This window comes from Blastocatellia bacterium (assembly GCA_035275065.1).
Lineage (GTDB): Bacteria > Acidobacteriota > Blastocatellia > UBA7656 > UBA7656 > DATENM01.
On record DATENM010000136.1, the window covers coordinates 43177 to 60974 of the forward strand.

Annotated in this window: 15 protein-coding genes; 6 read left to right on the forward strand and 9 right to left on the reverse strand. The window is 62.0% G+C overall.

The features are described from left to right. Positions 1 to 49: 49 nt before the first annotated feature. Both VJ464_25525 and VJ464_25530 read right to left on the reverse strand, forming a co-directional pair. On the reverse strand, positions 50 to 676 hold the full coding sequence (locus VJ464_25525; GenBank protein ID HKQ08507.1) for a CDP-alcohol phosphatidyltransferase family protein: 627 nt from the start codon (positions 674 to 676) through the stop codon (positions 50 to 52). 250 nt (positions 677 to 926) lie between these two features. Next, positions 927 to 3875 carry a beta-propeller fold lactonase family protein gene (locus VJ464_25530; GenBank protein ID HKQ08508.1) on the reverse strand — a complete coding sequence of 983 codons (2949 nt, stop codon included), beginning with the start codon at positions 3873 to 3875 and terminating at the stop codon, positions 927 to 929. A 355-nt stretch (positions 3876 to 4230) separates the two neighbouring features. Between VJ464_25530 and VJ464_25535 the strand changes: the two genes are divergently transcribed. After that, positions 4231 to 4938 carry a hypothetical protein gene (locus VJ464_25535; protein HKQ08509.1) on the forward strand — a complete coding sequence of 236 codons (708 nt, stop codon included), beginning with the start codon at positions 4231 to 4233 and terminating at the stop codon, positions 4936 to 4938. Here the strand turns inward: VJ464_25535 and VJ464_25540 are convergent. From VJ464_25540 to VJ464_25550, 3 genes are read right to left on the reverse strand one after another with little or no spacing between them, the layout of a single operon-like run. Continuing rightward, the gene (locus tag VJ464_25540) at positions 4935 to 5651 is read right to left on the reverse strand and encodes an ABC transporter ATP-binding protein (protein HKQ08510.1); all 717 of its coding nucleotides are present in this window, start codon (positions 5649 to 5651) and stop codon (positions 4935 to 4937) included. The two genes, VJ464_25535 and VJ464_25540, sit on opposite strands and share 4 nt — an antisense overlap. Continuing rightward, on the reverse strand, positions 5648 to 7081 hold the full coding sequence (locus VJ464_25545; GenBank protein ID HKQ08511.1) for a hypothetical protein: 1434 nt from the start codon (positions 7079 to 7081) through the stop codon (positions 5648 to 5650). Before VJ464_25545 ends, VJ464_25540 begins: the two co-directional genes overlap by 4 nt. A gap of 38 nt (positions 7082 to 7119) precedes the next feature. Then, positions 7120 to 7491: an FKBP-type peptidyl-prolyl cis-trans isomerase gene (locus tag VJ464_25550; protein HKQ08512.1), complete on the reverse strand. Its 372-nt coding sequence runs from the start codon at positions 7489 to 7491 to the stop codon at positions 7120 to 7122. Positions 7492 to 8029: 538 nt separating this feature from the next. Between VJ464_25550 and VJ464_25555 the strand changes: the two genes are divergently transcribed. The 5 genes from VJ464_25555 (at position 8030) to VJ464_25575 (ending at position 14569) form a co-directional block, all read left to right on the forward strand. Continuing rightward, on the forward strand, positions 8030 to 8494 hold the full coding sequence (locus tag VJ464_25555) for a group 1 truncated hemoglobin (protein HKQ08513.1): 465 nt from the start codon (positions 8030 to 8032) through the stop codon (positions 8492 to 8494). Positions 8495 to 8745: 251 nt separating this feature from the next. Then, positions 8746 to 9525 carry a LytTR family DNA-binding domain-containing protein gene (locus VJ464_25560; protein ID HKQ08514.1) on the forward strand — a complete coding sequence of 260 codons (780 nt, stop codon included), beginning with the start codon at positions 8746 to 8748 and terminating at the stop codon, positions 9523 to 9525. Between the two features lie 229 nt (positions 9526 to 9754). Next, positions 9755 to 10348: a hypothetical protein gene (locus tag VJ464_25565; GenBank protein HKQ08515.1), complete on the forward strand. Its 594-nt coding sequence runs from the start codon at positions 9755 to 9757 to the stop codon at positions 10346 to 10348. A gap of 200 nt (positions 10349 to 10548) precedes the next feature. Beyond that, the gene (locus tag VJ464_25570; protein ID HKQ08516.1) at positions 10549 to 13956 is read left to right on the forward strand and encodes a TonB-dependent receptor; all 3408 of its coding nucleotides are present in this window, start codon (positions 10549 to 10551) and stop codon (positions 13954 to 13956) included. A 316-nt stretch (positions 13957 to 14272) separates the two neighbouring features. Further along, positions 14273 to 14569, forward strand: a complete 297-nt coding sequence (locus VJ464_25575; GenBank protein ID HKQ08517.1) for a PilZ domain-containing protein — start codon at positions 14273 to 14275, stop codon at positions 14567 to 14569. A gap of 127 nt (positions 14570 to 14696) precedes the next feature. Here VJ464_25575 and pdxH read toward each other — a convergent pair whose 3' ends face one another. From pdxH to VJ464_25595, 4 genes are all read right to left on the reverse strand, one after another. Next, complete coding sequence (gene pdxH, locus VJ464_25580; protein HKQ08518.1) at positions 14697 to 15329, reverse strand: pyridoxamine 5'-phosphate oxidase; 633 nt, start codon at positions 15327 to 15329, stop codon at positions 14697 to 14699. 38 nt (positions 15330 to 15367) lie between these two features. Further along, complete coding sequence (gene ybaK / locus VJ464_25585) at positions 15368 to 15859, reverse strand: Cys-tRNA(Pro) deacylase (protein HKQ08519.1); 492 nt, start codon at positions 15857 to 15859, stop codon at positions 15368 to 15370. A gap of 134 nt (positions 15860 to 15993) precedes the next feature. Next, the gene (locus tag VJ464_25590; GenBank protein HKQ08520.1) at positions 15994 to 16788 is read right to left on the reverse strand and encodes a DUF4097 family beta strand repeat-containing protein; all 795 of its coding nucleotides are present in this window, start codon (positions 16786 to 16788) and stop codon (positions 15994 to 15996) included. Positions 16789 to 16928: 140 nt separating this feature from the next. Beyond that, positions 16929 to 17798, reverse strand: a complete 870-nt coding sequence (locus VJ464_25595; GenBank protein HKQ08521.1) for an AAA family ATPase — start codon at positions 17796 to 17798, stop codon at positions 16929 to 16931.

The window sequence follows — 17798 nt, forward strand, 5'->3', positions numbered from 1 at the left end:
CTGCGTGACCGGCGAGAGGCCCTTGATCGTCGCCGCAAGATTCATTCGCTCAACCTCCGCTCGCTTTCGCTTTCGCCAGTTCCGCAAGCGCCCGTCGAAGCCGGTTCCAGCAGGTGACGAGCGTAAGCAGCGCCGCCACCGCGAACACCCACGGCCACGCCGAGAGTGCCGCCGGCGCGATAAAAGTGATTAAGCCGAGCGCGCCGACGACGAAGGCGCGGTCGCTTTTGCCCATCGGCCCATCGTAGCGCCGCGACGCGCCGAGCGCGCGACTCGTAACGCCGCAGAATTCTGTCAGCACCGCGCCGATGGCGAAAGCAATCACCGGCCAGCGCCCCGGTTCAAAGACGAACGCCAGCGGCAGATACAATCCGAGGTCAGAGAGCGCGTCGCCCAGCTCATTCAAAACGGCGCCGAGGTTCGAAGCCATCCCTAGCTCGCGCGCCATCATGCCGTCAATGGCGTTCAGCGCCATGCGCGCAAAGAGCCACGCCGGCAGCAGCAACAGCAGCCAGGGGTGTTTGCCCGCCTGCGACACCGCCGCGCCGACCGCAATCGAGCCGACGAGCGCCGCGAGCGTCACGGCATTCGGCGTCAGACCGATGGCCGCAAGTCCGCGCATCAACGGGCGCAGCAGGTTTTGAAATCGCGGTTTGAAATCGTAGACCGAAGGCATAGTTGATTAGTGACAAGTGACAAGTGACGAGTGACAAGAGAAACTGCATAGGCTAAAGATTGCCAGAGTGACGCAGTAACAACGTCTTGTCACTCGTCACTTGTCACTTGTCACTTTCCCTGGGGCTATGCGCGGGGGCGATTATAACACGCGCCACGGCGATTGCCATACGAATGAAAAATGCAAAACGGGCGCGAGGGGGACTTCCCTCGCGCCCGCATCTACCCGGCACTGCCCTGGCGTAGGCCGCCTATTGCAGTGACTTCAGGTAGAGGATCAACGCATCGATATCGCCTGCCGACAGGTGCGATGTTTTGCCGTGCGTATCCTTAATCACCCGCACGCCGCTGGCGGCAAGCGCCGGGTTGATCTGGTTACCGGTCATCAGCGGCGCCAGGTTGTTGGTGCCGAGCTGATCGATCAACGCGCTGCCGCCTGGCCCGCTTGCCGTCGGGCTGTCGAGGCTGACGAAGATCGGCCCTTTGCCATCGCCTGCCAACTGGCCGCTGCGGTCGGCCACCGTGATCGGCACCTGCGTCGGCAGAACCGGAGCCGGCACACCGTTCAGACCTTTGCCCGTGGCTCGATCATGATCGGCGCGCACGGTGCGGAAGTTAAAGCCGCGCTCGTTCGCCTGCAACAGCGGCGAATCGGGCGCCAGCAAGATTTCGCGCACCGTGTGGGCAAAGCCATAGTGCAGCCAGCGCGGCACGCTATCCCAGAAGGCGCGCAGGTGCTTGGTATTTCGACTGCTCAGGTTCTGCGGCGTGCCGACATCCTGCGGCGGCGCAAAGCGCGTGAAGAAGTAATCGTTCTGCGGGCGGTAGAATGGCCCGGTGCCGTCAACCGTCGATTCGCTGATGACCCCCGGCTCGTGGATGTTGTAGTCCTGGAAGGTGTCGTCAAGGACGCCGTTCGTCATGCGGTTGCCATTGTGATGGCAATCGGCGCAACCGGCGCCGCCGCCGGCGACTTTGTCTGTGAAGATCTGTTTGCCGCGCGCGATCATCGTCGCTTCGGTCGAATCGGGGAATTGCGTCAGCGGATTCGGCAACCGCCGCACTTCGTTCTGCGACCAGAGGATTTGCAGATAGGCCATGTCATAGTAGCCGACCTTGAAAGCTTTGCCCGATAGTTCGGGCCGCCCGATGGCGCGCGAATCCTCCTCGGTCTTTTGCAGCACGTAGGTCTCGCGCGCTTTGAAGCGGGCCACCGGATCGGCCTGCGGGAAGAGCGGCGTCGGCGCGCGCTCGCCGAGTAAGACTTCGCCGTTGCAGGCCGAGGCGTAGGCCATGAAGTCGTTGTTCAAGCCTTCGTACCATTCGGGCCAGTTGTCGGAGATGTCTTTGTTCTGCGGGCAGACTTTGACGCCGCCGACCGCATTGGCGGCGACGTTCCACTGGCAGCCGTCCTGCCGGCCATCCCAGTGACAGAAGCCGCATGATTTCTGCCCGTCGTCGGAATAGGCAGACGAGAAGAACCAGCGCAGCCCGACCTCTTCGTCGGTCGCAAACAATCCCTGGCCGTTGCTGCCGGTCGTCGGATCAGGCGTCTGATTGGTGACGCCGACCGTGACAAAGCCGGCGCGCGACAGGAACCCTTGCGGGCTGACGCTCAGCGCCGACACGTCTTCGGTCTGAAAGTTGGCGACATAGATCATGCTGCCGTCGGGCGCGACTTCAATGCCCTGCGGCGTGATGCCGCCGGTCAGCTCGACGCCGAGCGGCGTGAGAATCTGCGACACGTCCGCGGGGTTCTGGTTGATGCGAAACGCCTGGACGCGCTCGTTGTGCGCGAAGCTGACGAACAGCAGGTCGCCTTTAACAACCATCTGCTCGGGGCCGCTGCCCTTGATGATCTTCTGCGCGTCCGCATGATCGTGCAGGTCAACGTACTGGCCGGGGGTGACCAGTTGTGACAGGTCGCGGCCTTCGTCAACGTAGCGGTAGACGAACTGGTTGGTCGCCGTGTCAAAGATGTTCAGCTCAGAGCCGATGTCGTCAAAGGTCGTCGCCTTGGTCGCGTCGCTCATCACCGGCGTATAGCCGAGCGGCTGGCCGTTGTTCTTGATGGCGACGCCGTTGGCATCCTTGGTCGGCAAGCCGTGGCCGCTTTCCGGTTCATTGAGCCGCGTGTTGGTCTCCTGGCCAGAGGTGATGCCCCAGCGACCGGCGACCTTGACATCGGTGGCGAGGCCGCCGAGCGGCATCACTTTGATTAACGTGTTCGCGTCGTTCGCGACATTGATCGCGGCAACGGTGTGGCCGATAGTGTTGGCGACATAAAGCGTCTGGCCATCGGCGCTCAGGTCGAGGTCACGCGGGTTGGCGCGCTCAAGGTCCGTGGTGCCTGTCGGAATCTCGGCAATCTCTGTGAAGAACGGGCCGGGGTCAACACGGAAAGCGCGCACCTGATCTTTGAAGCGGTCGGTGATGTAGAGGCGCGTGCCGTCTTGATTGAAGGTGACTTTCTCGCCATAGAAGCCGGTCTCGAATTCACCGATGACCGTGTCCGTGGCGGTATCAATGACGCTCGCGAAGTTGCCGAACATATTCAGCACGACGACGTAAGGCCGCGCATAGATCGCGGTGTTGAGCGGCGAGACTTTGACGCCAATAGGCCGCGTGCCGCGCCGCTGGCCGGCGGGGCGCAGGTCAATCCACTTCATCACGCGCTGGTTGCGCGCCTCGACGACCGCGACGCGCCAGTCGGGATAGCCTTCGCGGCCCGGCAGCGTGACATAGAGTTTGCTGCCGTCAGCGGTGAGCGCCAGGGCGCGCGGCTCGCTGCGAAACGGCTGCTTGCGGTTGGGCCAGAACTGGTTGCCGCTTTTGACCACAGGGTTGTTCGGGTCAATGCGCGTGCCGGGGTCCGGCCGCCCATCAATGTAACCGGCGCCGAACATGATCTTCGTAAAGCGCGTTTGCCCGCCGCGCTCGCCCGCCGCCTCCGGGCCGACGATATCTTTTACCGGATCGCTGGTGGGGCCGGTGATGATGCGGCCCCGCGAGTCTGTCTTGACCGCGGTGGTGAAGAAGCGCAGGTTGAACGGCGCTTCCGGCGGCGGCTGTAGGATTTTGCGCTCGAACGGCGCGGATAACGTCGCGCCAAGCGGTGCGGCGCTGGTGCGGAATAGGTAAGAGGCCAGCCCCGCCGCAACCGTTACGGCGATGACGAGCCATTGGAGTCGTCGCTTCATGTCTACCTCCGAGGAAGAGTTTCAACGTTCGATAAGGAACGCGGACAAAGATCAAACGGGCAGAGCAAAGCCCGCCCGCCCGCCACGCGGGCCGGCAGCCTTCAAGGTCGGCGAATCAGAGATGTTCAGGTTGATGTGGAACGGCGCGAAGACCGTTTGTCTGAATACCCCTTGCCCGTTGACCCTCACCGTCCGTACTTGTTCTGCGAACAGGCAGGGAGACCCTGCCACCTCTGTAGAGCAGCGACGGCGGCGAAAGATACATGGAATTACGGCGGCGCGCGTTTTTTTCGGCGTGTTGCGCCGCCTTGGGCCGAGCGATATACTGACCCGCTCAATAAGGAGGTTGATCGTTATGGAGACTCTGCCGGATGATTTTCCAGACTACCTCAGGCACTCCGACCAGGACACGCCGTCGCCAACCTGGGAACAGGCGACGCTCAGCACCGGCGCGCCGAACCGTGAAATGATTCAGCACCTCGCCCGCATTGTCGCCCATACCGCAAGCGAAGCGGAGGCGCGGGAGGTCTGGAACTCCTGGGGGCCGGACGACCGGCGCTCGGTGGCGCTGATCGTTGACAAGATTTACTCGCAGGGCTGGCTTGACGCCATCGGCCCCATCCACAACATATGGCCCGGCGCTTTCAACTGCTACCCCCGCGAGAGCGCCGGTGGCAACTTCGCCGACGTGCTTGACGCCATGTCGGGTAATGACGGCCTCTTCATCGAATGCACCATCCGCAATGGCCTGTTTGCTTTCTTGAACGCTTACAATCACAAAGATTGGGAACAGGGTTGGATGGAGATGGGCGTCGCCAACGCCGCACTGCACATCGGCCTGAAGCGTGATGGCCTGGTCGAGATTCACCTGGAAGTCTTCAACCCGCTCTTCCTCAAAGGCGCGCCCAAAAAAGAGGTCATCCGCATTCCGCTTGTGGGCGCCTTCAACTACAAGCAGTTCATGTTGCATCGGCGCTGGGAGCAGACAGAGTTCGCCGGCCAGTCGCGCACCTCTGCGAATTTCTACCACCTGATGCGCCAGAGCGTGGCGTTGTCGTTTTAGCCGGCGAGTTGAAAGAAGACGTCTTCAAAAGGCGCGTCGGGCATGGCGGTCAATTCGCGCAAGCGTGCCGGCGCGTCTTCGGCGACAAGCTGTCCGGCGCGCATCACACCGACGCGGTCGCTGATGCGCTCGACGAAACTCATGACGTGCGATGAAAGCAGGATGGCTCGCCCGCTGCGGCGCTCATCTTCCATGCGCAACCGCAGCTTGCGCATCATCTCGACATCCAGCCCATTCAGTGGCTCGTCCAGCACATAGATGTCCGGCTCGCCGAGCATCGCCGCCGCCAGTCCCAGCTTCTTACGCATGCCTAACGAATAGCCGCCGGCGAGTTTGTCCGCCGCATGCTCCAGCTCGAAGAAGCGCAGCGCGTCGGGAACCTGCGCGGCGTCAGCGCCTTTCAAGCCGGCCACCAGCTCAAGGTACTCGCGCCCGGTCAGCCGGTTGTAAAGCGTCAGCTCTTCCGGCAGGTAGCCGAGGTGCCGCTTCGTCGCCGCATGCTGCGCGTGGTCTTCGTTACAAACCAGGATGCGCCCCGCGTCGGGCGTCGTCAGCCCCATGATCATGCGGATCAGCGTAGACTTGCCCGCGCCGTTCGCCCCGACTAGCGCGTAGACTTCGCCGGCGCGCACGCTCAGGCTGACGCCGGCGACGGCGACGACCGCGCCATAGCGTTTGACTACCGATTCGACTTCGATCAGCGTGTTGCTCAATCGCCCTCCGTCAACAGGTAGAGTCGCGCCATGTGGCGGCCCCGCTCTCTGAGCGAGTGCGTCGCCTGCACATGAATCACCAAGCCGGCGGGCCAGAAGATGACCGCCAGCGCGGCGGCGGCCAACTGCGCCGTCGTCAGAACAATGATGGCGAGGCCGGGCCGGGCCGGCATCTCGAAGGCCATCCAGCCGGTAAGCGAGCTCATCATCCACCACAGCCACAGACATTCAGCGAGCAGCGGCAGCAGGTAAATCACCGGCACCTGCCGGGTCAGCACGGCGACCAGCCATGCCGCCAGCGGTGCCGCCAGGCTCACGGCGCGCGCATACCAGAGCTTGGCGGCGCAGAGGTCGAGCCCTGTGATAGCCGAGGCGCGCTCCTGCCACATCATCGGCAGCTCGTAAGCGACCAGCAGCGGCGCGAGCGCCGTAAACATCGCCACCATCACCGCACAGCCGCTCTTAATGGCCAGCGCTTGCGGCGTCCACGTCAGGTCGAGCCAGCCGCCCGCCGCGCCCTGTGGCAGCGACCCGGTCAGTAGCGCCGCGATCAAGCCCGCAAGCAGCAACGCCGCCAGGCCGCCGACGACATAGACCGCCGACGAAAACGCTCGCAAGGTGAGTTGCAGGTCGCGCGCCAGTTGCGCCGCCACCGTATAGCCAAGGCGACGGCGCAGGCGTTCGGCGCTGAACAGACGCAAACGGCTCGTCGATTGCAGCCGCCGCGCGTATTCCATGTCGGCGGCGCGCCACCCGGCATGCTGAAACCGGGTGACGGCGTAGAGCGCTGCCGCAATCATCGCCGCCGCAATCATCAGCCATTGTGCCCCGCTCGCCGTGAACATATCGCTTCTGACGGCAAGCGCCAGCAGCAGGCCGCCGCCAAGCGCCGCGGGCAAGAGCAGCAGCAGGGCCGCCGCCGCCACCGGCTTGCGGCGCGTGTGGCCCCAGTGAATCCAGTTGAGCGCCGCCAGGATTTCTGTGAGCGAGGTTACAAAGACAAAGAGCGCCAGCGGCAGCCCGCTCGCCGCTTCAATCCATGAGGTGCCGGCCATGCGGCGGGCGACAATGGCGGCGGCCGCGACCACCAGCGTGCGACCGACGCGCGCCGTGACCGCCGCGTGCAGGTGCGTGTTTGATTCGAGCGGCAGCGCATCGAAGTAAGATTCCGGGCGGCGCAGGTGATAGATTTCTGCGGTGGCGCGCGACAGGCTCAAAGCGATGAGCGCGACTTCAAAGGCGATGGCCGCGGCGATCAACGTCGCCGGCGCGGGCTGCCAGTCGGAGAGGTTGTCAACGACGCGGGCGATGGTGAAGGTGGTAAAGCCGACGACCATCGGCCCCAGCACCAGCCAGTAATAGAGGTGCTCGCCCGCCCAGCGAAGTTGTGAGCGCAGCGCCGCGCCGATGAGCAGTCGTAGTTGGTTCACGGGTGCAATGGAGTTGTCGCGCCACCGAGCCGCCCGCGTCATTTGACGCCGAGCAGCTCGATTTCGAAGATGAGCGTCGCGTTCGGCGGAATCTTGCCCTTCCCCTGCGCGCCGTAGCCGAGCTCCGGAGGGACGATGAGCTTGCGCTTGCCGCCGACATGCATGCTCAGAATGCCTTCTTCCCAGCCGCGGATGACCGTGCCTGTGCCGATGCGAAACTCGTACGGCTGGCCGCTGTCGAGGGAGCTGTCGAATTTGGTGCCGTCGGTCAACGTGCCGGTGTAATTGACGACGACCATTTTGCCGAGCCTCGGCTTTTCGCCGGTGCCGACGACTTCGTCAACATACTTGAGGCCGGAAGCCGTGGTAACTTCGCTGCCGGTCTTCTGACCGCAGCCGGCAAACCCCAGGGCGCAAGCGGTAACCAGTATGACGACGAGCAGGCCGCGCCATCGGTGATGAATCAGGCGACTGAGCGACAAGCGGAACCCTCCTTATACATAGGGTCTGCGGCAGCGCGCGCTGTCGAGCGTGGCCGCCGAGTCAAGCGAAATATGAAATCACCCGCCGGCCTTGTCAAGCAGCGGCGCGGCCTGTGGTTGCTTTCGCCATGCCGCCTGTGTTCCATCAGCCGCGCTGTGCACGACTTCTTTTTGTTCCAGGCGGGCCGGCATTCGAATTGATTTGCGCCGGCCTTTGCTTTATCATCGCCGGGAATCCGATATACGACGCCCGGCGTAAAAGCTGGTGTGCAATCGGAGCGTTGGGTCTCAAGGCAAATCAGGCAGCGGTTACGGCCTTATCCTTTGGCATTATCTCGCGTACGGATAGTGTCCGGCTCGGTTCCGGCAATCGAGTCGGGATCAAACCATCTGGCAAATTGCATGGCGGCAGCAGCCGCATACATTTTACGACCCGCTAAAAACAAGAGAAGGAGTGTACACTCGCATGCGTAAAACTTTGGTAGCAGTCGCAATCGCGCTCGTCTTCGCCCTCGGATCGCTCGGCCCGGCGGTCGCCGCGAAAGATAAGAAGATGAAAACGCCGTCGCTTTACCACCAGCTCGGCGGCAAGACGGGCATCAAGAAGGTCGTCAATGACTTCGTCGGCAATGTCGCCGCCGACAACCGCATCAACAAGTTCTTCGCCGACGCGGCCAAGGACAAGCACCGCCTGTCCCACTTCAAAGGCAATCTGGTTGACCAGATTTGTCAGGCTTCAGGCGGCCCGTGCAAGTACAAGGGCAAAGACATGCGGACGGCGCACAAAGGCATGGGAATCACCGACGCCGATTTCAATGCGCTGGTCGAGGACCTCGTGAAAGCCCTCGACGACAACCATGTCTCTGCCGAAGCCAAGAACACCTTGCTCGGCGCGCTCGGCCCGATGAAGGGCGACATCGTCGGTCAGTAAGCCAACCTTCATCATCTATGTCAAATCGGGGCGAGTTGCCGCTGCGGCGCTCGCCCCGCTCTGTTGCGCGCGATACCCGCAAGGCCCGCCCCGCATCGGGTAAGGCGGAAACCGCGCTTACGGCATGCGACACTTGTTGCTGTCGCGCGTTTTTCAACTTTTTGCATCTCGTCACACCCTTTCACAATCCCGCCCGCAAAAATGAACCGGCACAGAAGTTCCTTCGTTAGAGTGCCTAGAGGAGCAAGGGTATGTCAGGGGAGTCGTCCGTCCGCGTATTGATCGTAGATGATGAACCGCTGGCGCGCGAGCGCCTTCGCGATATGCTCAAGGCCGACAGCCGCGTCGAGATCATCGGCGAGTGTGTCGGCGGCGAGCAAGCCATCGAAGCGATTCAAGAGCTCGCGCCCGATCTGGTCTTTCTCGATGTCGAGATGCCCGGCAAGGATGGCTTCAGTGTGCTTGAGGCGCTCGACGCAGACCGCTTGCCGGTGGTGATCTTTGTCACGGCCTATGACCAGTACGCGGTGCGCGCCTTCGAGGTTCACGCGCTGGATTACCTGCTCAAGCCGTTCGACCAGGAGCGCTTTGACAAGGCGCTGACGCGCGCCGTTGCCAACATCCGCAACGAAAAAAGCGAGAACCTGACGGCGCGCATCCTGAAAACCCTCGAAGAGATGAAAGCCCGCCCGGTGCATCTGGAGCGCCTGGTTATCAAGATGAATGGTCACGTCTACTTCGTGAAGACCGAAGAGATTGACTGGCTCGAAGCCGAAGGCAATTACGTGCGCCTGCACGCCGGCCGCGAGTCTTACCTGCTGCGCGATACGATCTCGGCGCTCGAATCCCAGCTCGATCCGCGCAAGTTCGTGCGCGTCCACCGCTCGGCCATCGTCAACATTGACCGCATACAGGAATTGCAGCCCTGGTTCCACGGCGAATACCGCATCCTGCTCGGGGAGGGCGTGCAGTTGACCCTGTCGCGCAGCTACCGCGAGCGATTGCACGAAGTCCTCGGACGCCCCCTCTAGAGCGGATTTCAATCGGGTGTGGCGCAAGCGGTTAGCTTGCGCGAGCCACAGCGCAAGCTAACCGCCTTGCGCTACTTGTCACTCATCACTCGTCACTCATCACTCATTCGTTCCGTGTCATCCCAAAGTTGTTACGGCGATCCGCGTGTGACTCTTAAACTGCGAACGTATCGGACGGCGCTTGTGAGGCGGCAGGCGTCGACCGCCAGCTTCTCCGGTTGGAGTCGTTATGAAACGAGTCACGCGCCTCGCCTGGTTCGCCCTGTGCTTTGCTCCGGCACTGGCCCACGCCTTCCCCCTCTTCGCCCTGCCGCCCATCTGGATGCGCCTGCCTGCGGCTCATACGGATGCCGAGCGCGTCAATCGCCCGGCCCCTCATCTGTCCGGCGTCGATTTCATTCTCTCGACCTTTGACCGGCCGATCATCGGCAAATTCCGCGAAGCATGGCAGCGCGTCGCCAGCGGCACGCTGCCATGCGAAAGCGTCGTCGTCATCGTCCGCTCAGACGATGGCAGCTATAGCGCCTACATGCCGAATCCGACGAACGAGTTCAAGAGTTTCACCTTCACCTGGCGGCCGGGAACCATCGCCATCGTCCACACCCATCCCAATGGCAGCTCGGCGCAACCCGAAGACGGCGACCTTATGACCGCCGATAAGTTCAAGGTGCCGATCTTCACCATCACCTCGCGCGGCATGTTTGTTTATGACCCGGCGACGCGCAAGACGACGCGGGTGCTGGATGGCGTACTGTGGCGCGATGACGCCGCATGGGAACAGATTCACGCGCGGCTGGCCGCCCGCTTGAGCGTGGGGAAGTGATGAAACTCGTCATCCGTTCAGGCCATCTGATCACACGAATCGCGGCGCTCGTCCCAAACTTGTTCACCGCTGGCGCGCTTGCCCATAGACTCGATGGTGCTTCAGCCGAACGTGTTGCTCAAAAACCAGCCCGTCGCTCGCGGCCCGTTGCCGCCAGACGATGGCGAGAGCCGTTTGAACCGCTCAATTCAGGAGGCACAATGAGTAGTAGCCAACAATACAGGAAGCAGAATCGCCGGACGTGGCGCGGACTTGTCGTCTTCGCCATGACGCTGGCGCTCTTTGCGCAAAGCGCCCTGGTGGGGCTTGCGCAGACTGAGACCGGGCAGGTCACCGTCAAAGTCACTGACCCGCAGGGGGCCTCTGTCTCCGGCGCTAGCGTCACGGTCCGCTCAGTCGAAAAAGGCACCGCGGTTCCCGCCGTCACCACCGGCGACGAAGGCACCGCAACCATCACCAATCTGCAATCCGGTCTTTACGAGATTGTCGTCACCTCGCAGGGGTTCGCCAACTTCACGCAGCGCGCCCAGGTGACCGTCGGCGCCAAACTCTCGATTGAAGTTCATATGACGGTCGCCGGCAGCGGCGAAGTCGTCAACGTCATCGCCGGCGAAGGCGGCGTCGAAGTCAACACTCAGACGCAAGAGCTGTCGACCGTCGTTTCGACGGCGCAGGTGCGCGAGCTGCCGACGATCACGCGCAACCCCTATGACCTGGTGAACCTTTCCGGCAATGTCTCGGACGGCGACCAGGCCAACCTGACCAACCTGCGCGGCACCGGCTTCAACATCAATGGCCAGCGCTCGTCGAGCACCAGCATCCTGCTCGACGGCGGCGAGAACGTGAACAGCTTTGACACGCTTGTCGGCCAGAGCGTGCCGCTCGACGCGGTGCAGGAGTTTCGCATCATTACGAGCAACTTCTCTGCCGAATACGGGCGCGCCGCGGGCGGCATCGTCAACGTCACGACCAAGGCCGGCACCAACGATTTTCACGGCACGATCTTCGAGTTCAACCGCGTCTCGGCGCTGGCCTCGAACAGCTTCGACAACAACGCCCGCGGTCTGGATAAGGATGTCTTCACGCGCAACCAGTTCGGCTATTCGGTCGGCGGGCGCGTCATCAAAGACAAACTCTTCTTCTTCAACAGCACGGAATGGAGCCGCGTCCGCAGCGGCGCGACGCAGACGATCTTCGTGCCGACGCCGGAATTGATCGCCGCATCGAACGGGCGCACGCAGGCCGTCTTCGCGGCCAACCCGCTGCGCCCCGACCTGTCGCTGGGCCGTACGGTGACGGTCGGCCAAGCCATCAGCGACCTGAACATCGGCGCGGGGGCGTTCTCGAACCTGCCGAGCAACCTGCCGGCTTTCCGCGAAGCGCGCTTCGTGGTGCCGGGCGATGTCGGCGGCGGCTTGCCACAGAATTCTTACGAGACGGTGGCGCGCATAGACTATACCCACAGCCAGAACACGCAGCTTTATGGCCGTTATGCGCTGCAAAGCCAGGACTTCTTTACCGGCACCAACGGCTTCAGCCCGTACGCCGGTTTCGACACGCCGATCACCAACTTCAATAACAACTTCCTGCTCAACCTGACGCACCTCTTCTCGCCGAAGCTGGTGTCGCAGAGCAAGCTGGTCTTCAACCGCTTGAACCAGCAGCAACCGCTCAATCCCAACCAGCCGCCGGTGCCGACCTACTTCTTCCGCACCAACGTGGTGCTGACGCTGCAAGGCTCGGCGGTGGCGCTGCCGGGATACCTGCCGTTCACGCCGGGCAACGCCATCCCTTCGGGCGGCCCGCAGAACTTTTTGCAGACGTATGAAGACTTGAACTGGACGCGCGGCAATCACCAGTTGCGCTTCGGCGGCGTCTACATACACATTCGCGACAACCGCACCTTCGGCGCGTTCCAGAATGCCGTCGCCGGCTTCGGGACGACGAACACGACGACCGGCTTCAACAACTTCATCAACGGCAACCTCGCCCGCCTGCAAGTCGCCATCGATCCGCAAGGACAGACGAAGCCGGGCGCGCCGGTCACCCTGCCGCTCTCTGCCCCCAGCTTCAGCCGCAGCAATCGCTATCACGAGTGGGCGGCCTATGGCAACGACTCCTGGCGCTTGCGCCAGAACCTGACGGTCAACCTCGGGATGCGCTACGAATACTACGGCGTGCAGCACAACGCGCGGCGCGAGCTCGACTCGAACTTCTACCTCGGATCGGGCAGCACGCCGCAAGAGCAGATCATCAATGGCACGGTGCAGCGCGCCATTGACTCACCGGTCGGCGCGCTGTGGCGTCCGGATAAGAATAACTTTGCGCCGCGCCTCGGCTTTGCGTGGGACATCTTTGGCGACGGCAAGACCAGCCTGCGCGGCGGCTACGGCATGTCGTACGAGCGTAATTTCGGTAACGTCACGTTCAACGTCATCCAGAACCCGCCAGCTTACGCGGTGCTGACGATCAGCCCCGGCACGCCCGGCTTCCCGACGATCCCCGTGCCGGCGACGAACTTTGGCCTGCTCGGCGGCGGCGGCACCGTCCCGCTGCCCGGTCAGATCAACGTCCGCCACGTTGACGAGAACATCGTGAACGCCTACGCGCACTTCTGGAGCCTGGCCTTCGAGCGCGAAGTCATGCCGCAACTGGTCGCCTCGGTCGAGTATTCCGGCTCGGCGGGCCGCCACCTCTATGACCTGTCGAATGACAACCGCATCGGCTACGGCTTCCGCTTCCTCGGCGATGCGGCGCTGACGGCGGACAACCCGCTGGTGCTGCTCAACAAGAACTACTATCCGCTGAACACGCGCAGCAACCGCGGCCGCTCGAACTACAATGCGCTGATTCTGGAACTCAACAGCAGCAACCTGCACAACTACGGCTTGCAGTTCACGGCGCGTTACACCTACTCGAAGGCGCTCGACAACCTGAGCTCGACCTTCTCGGAATCGATCAACGACTTCAACCTCGGGCTGCTCGACCCGTACAACCCGAACCTCGATTATGGCCTGGCCAGCTTCGACGTGCGCCACCGCTTTGTGGCGAGCGCCAACTGGTCAATCGGCGGCAACCGGCCCTTCGGCTCGGGCCTGATGAATCAGGCGTTCGGCGGCTGGACGCTCACGGGGATCTTTACAGCGCGCACCGGCACGCCATTCACGATCTTCGATTGCCTGAACGCCGCCGAAGTCTGCCCGCGCCTGTCGCCGACAACGGCGCTGCCGAGGAGTGTGCCGGGCAACCCTGCGCAGAACCCGTCGGGGGCACCCAACAGCTTCGTGCTGATCGATCTGAGCCAGCAGGTGCCGATTGACCCGACGGTGCCGGAGCTTGGGATTACCGACTGGAACTTCCTGCCGAGCATGCTCGGTCGCAACACCTTCCAGGGGCCGGGGATTTGGAATCTCGACGCCGGGCTGTACAAGAACTTCCGCATCACGGAAGGCAAGACGCTACAGTTCCGCAGCGAGTTCTACAACCTCTTCAACCACCCGAACATGTTCTTGAATGGCGCGTCAACGGAAATCTCGTCGAGCACGCTGGTCGAAGGCTTCCGCAATGGACGACGCAATGTGCAGTTGGCGCTCAAATTTATTTTCTGAGGCCAATGACTTTTCTCCTAAGTAACTCTGGGGGCCGCTCGGCCCCCTTTTTTTTTAAGGCAAAAGGCAAAAGGCAAAAGGTCGGCAGGGGATTAAATAAATAGCCTCAGGCTATCTATTATTCCGGCTCCGCCACTTTTGCCTTTTGCCTTTTGCCTTTTGCCTTGCGGCGCAGCCGCTTGATTCCTTCAACAAGGAACCCCTGATGGATTCGCACTATTAATTTTGGTAAGTAAAATGAGCAGAAGCAGGCGAGCCGGCCCGCTGTGTGCCCCGCAGCGTAAACGCCCGGCAGATTCAGACTGGAGGACGGCCATTGACTGAACGAAGAACAGGAAAGCGATTCGCTGTGGACTGGCCGATCAAGATCGAAGGCGGAGACGGCAGACGCGCAATCAGCGGCGAGGGACGCGTACTCAACATCAGCTCCGGCGGCGCACTAGTTGACCTCGCCGAGCCGGTCCGCAAAGGCATGCGGCTCGATGTCTACATCAAGCTGCCATTCAAGAAAGACAACTGGATGAAGTATGTGGCAGAAGTCTTGCGGGTCGAGGACGGCCCTTCCTACCGCGCCGCCGTGAAGTTTGAAGGCCCCCGGCCAGGCTTCACTTGAAGTAAAAAGTAAAAAGTAAAAAGGTAAAAGGTAAAAGTTGGGCAGGGGAGTGAATAGGTAGACAATCCTATCTTTTAATCCGGCTCCGCACTACTTTTGCCTTTTTACTTTTTACTTTTGCCTTCCGCTAGGGGGAAAGCCGCTCGATGAGCCAGCCGCCGCCCGCCTGCCGGGTGTAGCGCAAGCGGTCGTGCAATCGGCTCAGGCGATTCTGCCAGAATTCGATCACCCGGGGTGCCAGCCGGTAGCCGCCCCAGTAGGGCGGCAACGGCACCTCGCCGCCTTCGTATTCCCGCACCAGCTGGCGCATCCTTTCTTCCAGCACCTCGCGGCTGGCAATCACCGCGCTTTGTTTTGAAGCCCACGCGCCGAGCTGGCTGTCTACGGGCCGCGTGTGGAAGTACGCTTCGGACTCTTCGCGTGTGGTCTTGGTCACACTCCCTGAAATGCGCACCTGCCGGTCAAGCTCCGGCCAGTAGAAGCAGAGCGCGGCGCGCGGGTTGGCCTCAAGCTCACGGCCCTTCTGGCTTTCGTAGTTCGTGTAAAAGACGAAGCCGTCGGCGTCAAACTCTTTCAACAAGACGACGCGCGCCGAGGGGCTGCCGTCGGCGGTCGCCGTCGCCAGGGTCATAGCATTTGGCAGCTTGATGCCCGTGAGGCTGGCGTCAGTGAACCAGAGGGCGAATTGCCGGATCGGGTCGGGGTCAACCAGGGCTTCATTCAGCTCGGGCGGTCCGTCTCTGTCTGCGTATTCATTCATTGCTTGTTGCTATTCCTTTGCTCAGTTGGCCTGTCATTTCAGCGTGAGGGAATGGCGACGGCGACTTCGTGAACCGGCAGCAGCGATTTGAGCGCCTGCGGGTCGAGCGATACCAGAAAGCCGCGCTTGCCGCCATTGATGTAGATCTTCGGCAGATCAAAGATCGTGCGCTCGACATAGACCGGCATACTTTTGCGCGTGCCGAAGGGGCTGGTGCCGCCGACCAGATAGCCTGTGTGTTTCTGCGCCGCGTCGGGCTTGCACGGCGCCACAGACCTCGCGCCGATGGCGCGCGCCAGCTCTTTCGTCGAGACTTCGCGGTCGCCGTGCATCAAGATGATCAGCGGCTCGCGCCGGTCGTTTTCCATCACCAGGGTTTTGACGACGGCGTGCTCGTCAACGCCAAGCTCTGCGGCAGAGCGCGCCGTGCCGCCGTGCTCTTGATATTCGTAGAGGTGCGGCTCGAAGCTCGCCTGGCGGTCGCGCAACATGCGCACGGCCGGCGTCACCGGGTAATCGGCCTTGCTCATAACAGGATTAATCGTAAACCGAAAGATGAGAGATTGAAAATCGCCCGCAAGGATTTACCGCAGAGGACGCAAAGGGGCGCAGAGGTTTGATCCGACCTCTGCGCCCCTTTGCGTCCTCTGCGGTTTATTCGGGTCTAATTGCGCGTCAGGCTGACGCTGCCCGAAGATGAGCGAATCTTTAAGTAGCGCGCGCCGCTGCCCAGGCGGCCATGCGCCGAACGCCGCGAGCCATGCTCGGGCTCGTTGACGGATAAGGCAAAGTCGGTCTTCAGGTCGCCGCTCGTGCAAGACATTTCAACCTCGGCGTCCAGATCGGCGGGCGCTTTGACGCGCACATTGCCGCTCGCCGAAGTGAATTCCATGCTGCCCGCACCATTGATGCCGGCCAGATCGACTTCGACGTCGCCGCTGGCGCTGCGGGCATTGACCGTGCCGACGGCCCGGTTAACGCGCACGTCGCCGCTGGCGGATGACGCGCTGATGCTGCCTTCGACCTCTTCAATGGTTACGTCGCCGCTCGCCGAATGCCCATTGATGTCACCGGTGACACCGCTAATCTTAATGTCGCCGCTCGCCGAGCTAATCTTGTCGAAGCTGTATTTCACGCCGCGCGGCACCTGCACGGTGAAGTTGATGCTGGCGTCGCAGTTGCAACGCTCAGGATAGCGCGAGCGCAGATCGATGCGGTCGCCGCCGCTCATGTCTTCGACTTCGACGCGGTCGCGGTCGCGGCCCTTTTTGACCGCCGTGACCACGACCGTGCTGCCGTTGTAGCCGGTGATCGTCACGTCGCCGGAAACGCTGTGGATGTTAATGTGGCCGCCGGCCCCAAGCTCGTATTTCTTGCTGAAATCCTGTGCTGCGCCCGCCATTGCCGTCATTAACAGAACCGCGCAAACGGCGATCAGGCGTGAATATGCTCGCTTCATGATTTGCCTTCTCCTTCTCAAGAATTATTTTCTGCGTAACGCTCAGTTAGTGGGCGGGAGGGCGAAAAGGTTTCAGCGGCCAGGAAAAAAATCTGCTGATGCGGAAAGGCGAATCGGAGGCGGCGGCGCGCGCCGGGCGCTCAACGACCGGAGCTGAATTCGTTGCCGAAGTCCACAACGTTATTCTCGCTGGCACCGTGCGGCATCAGGTCGAGGGCGCGGACGACTTCTTCGACGATCTCGCGCGTGATCACTTCGCTGGTTGCGGCGTAGCCATAAAGCAGCGCGTTGTCGCAAATATTATTAATGATGCGCGGGATGCCCTGCGAGACCTGGCCGATCAGCTTGACGGCGGCGTTGTCGAACAAGCCGACGTTGGTCGCGCCCGCCTGTTTCAAGCGAAAGCGGATGTACTTGCTGATCTCGAAAATGCTCAACGGCTTGATCCCGCAGCGCAGCGAGACGCGCTGCTTGAGCTGGCGCAGTTGCGGGCGGTTCAAGGTCTCGGCCAGTTCCGGCTGCCCGCACAAGACCACCTGCAAGAGCTTTTCGCTGTTGGTCTCGAAGTTCATCAACAGGCGAATCTCTTCGAGCAGCGCCGTCGGCAGTCCGTGCGCCTCGTCAACGATCAGCACCGTGCGCAGGCCGGCGGCATGGCGCTCGGCAAGCATGCGCCCCATCGCTGAGAGCATCTCCGGCTTGGTCACTGTGCGCGGCAAGCGCAAGTCCATCTCGCCGGTCAGTTGCTCGAAGAACTCGGCGGCGGTTAGAAACGGGTTGAAGATGTAGATAGCCAGCACCTCGTCGCCAAAGGTCGAGAGCGCGGCGCGCAGAATGGTCGTCTTGCCGCAGCCGACTTCGCCGCTGACGACGATCAAGCCTTTGTTCTGATCAACGCCGTACTTGACGGTCGCCAGCACCTCAAGGTGGCTCTCCGTCTTGAAGATATATCGCGGGTCCGGCGTCAGGCTGAAGGGACATTCTTTCAGCCCATAATACTCAAGATACAT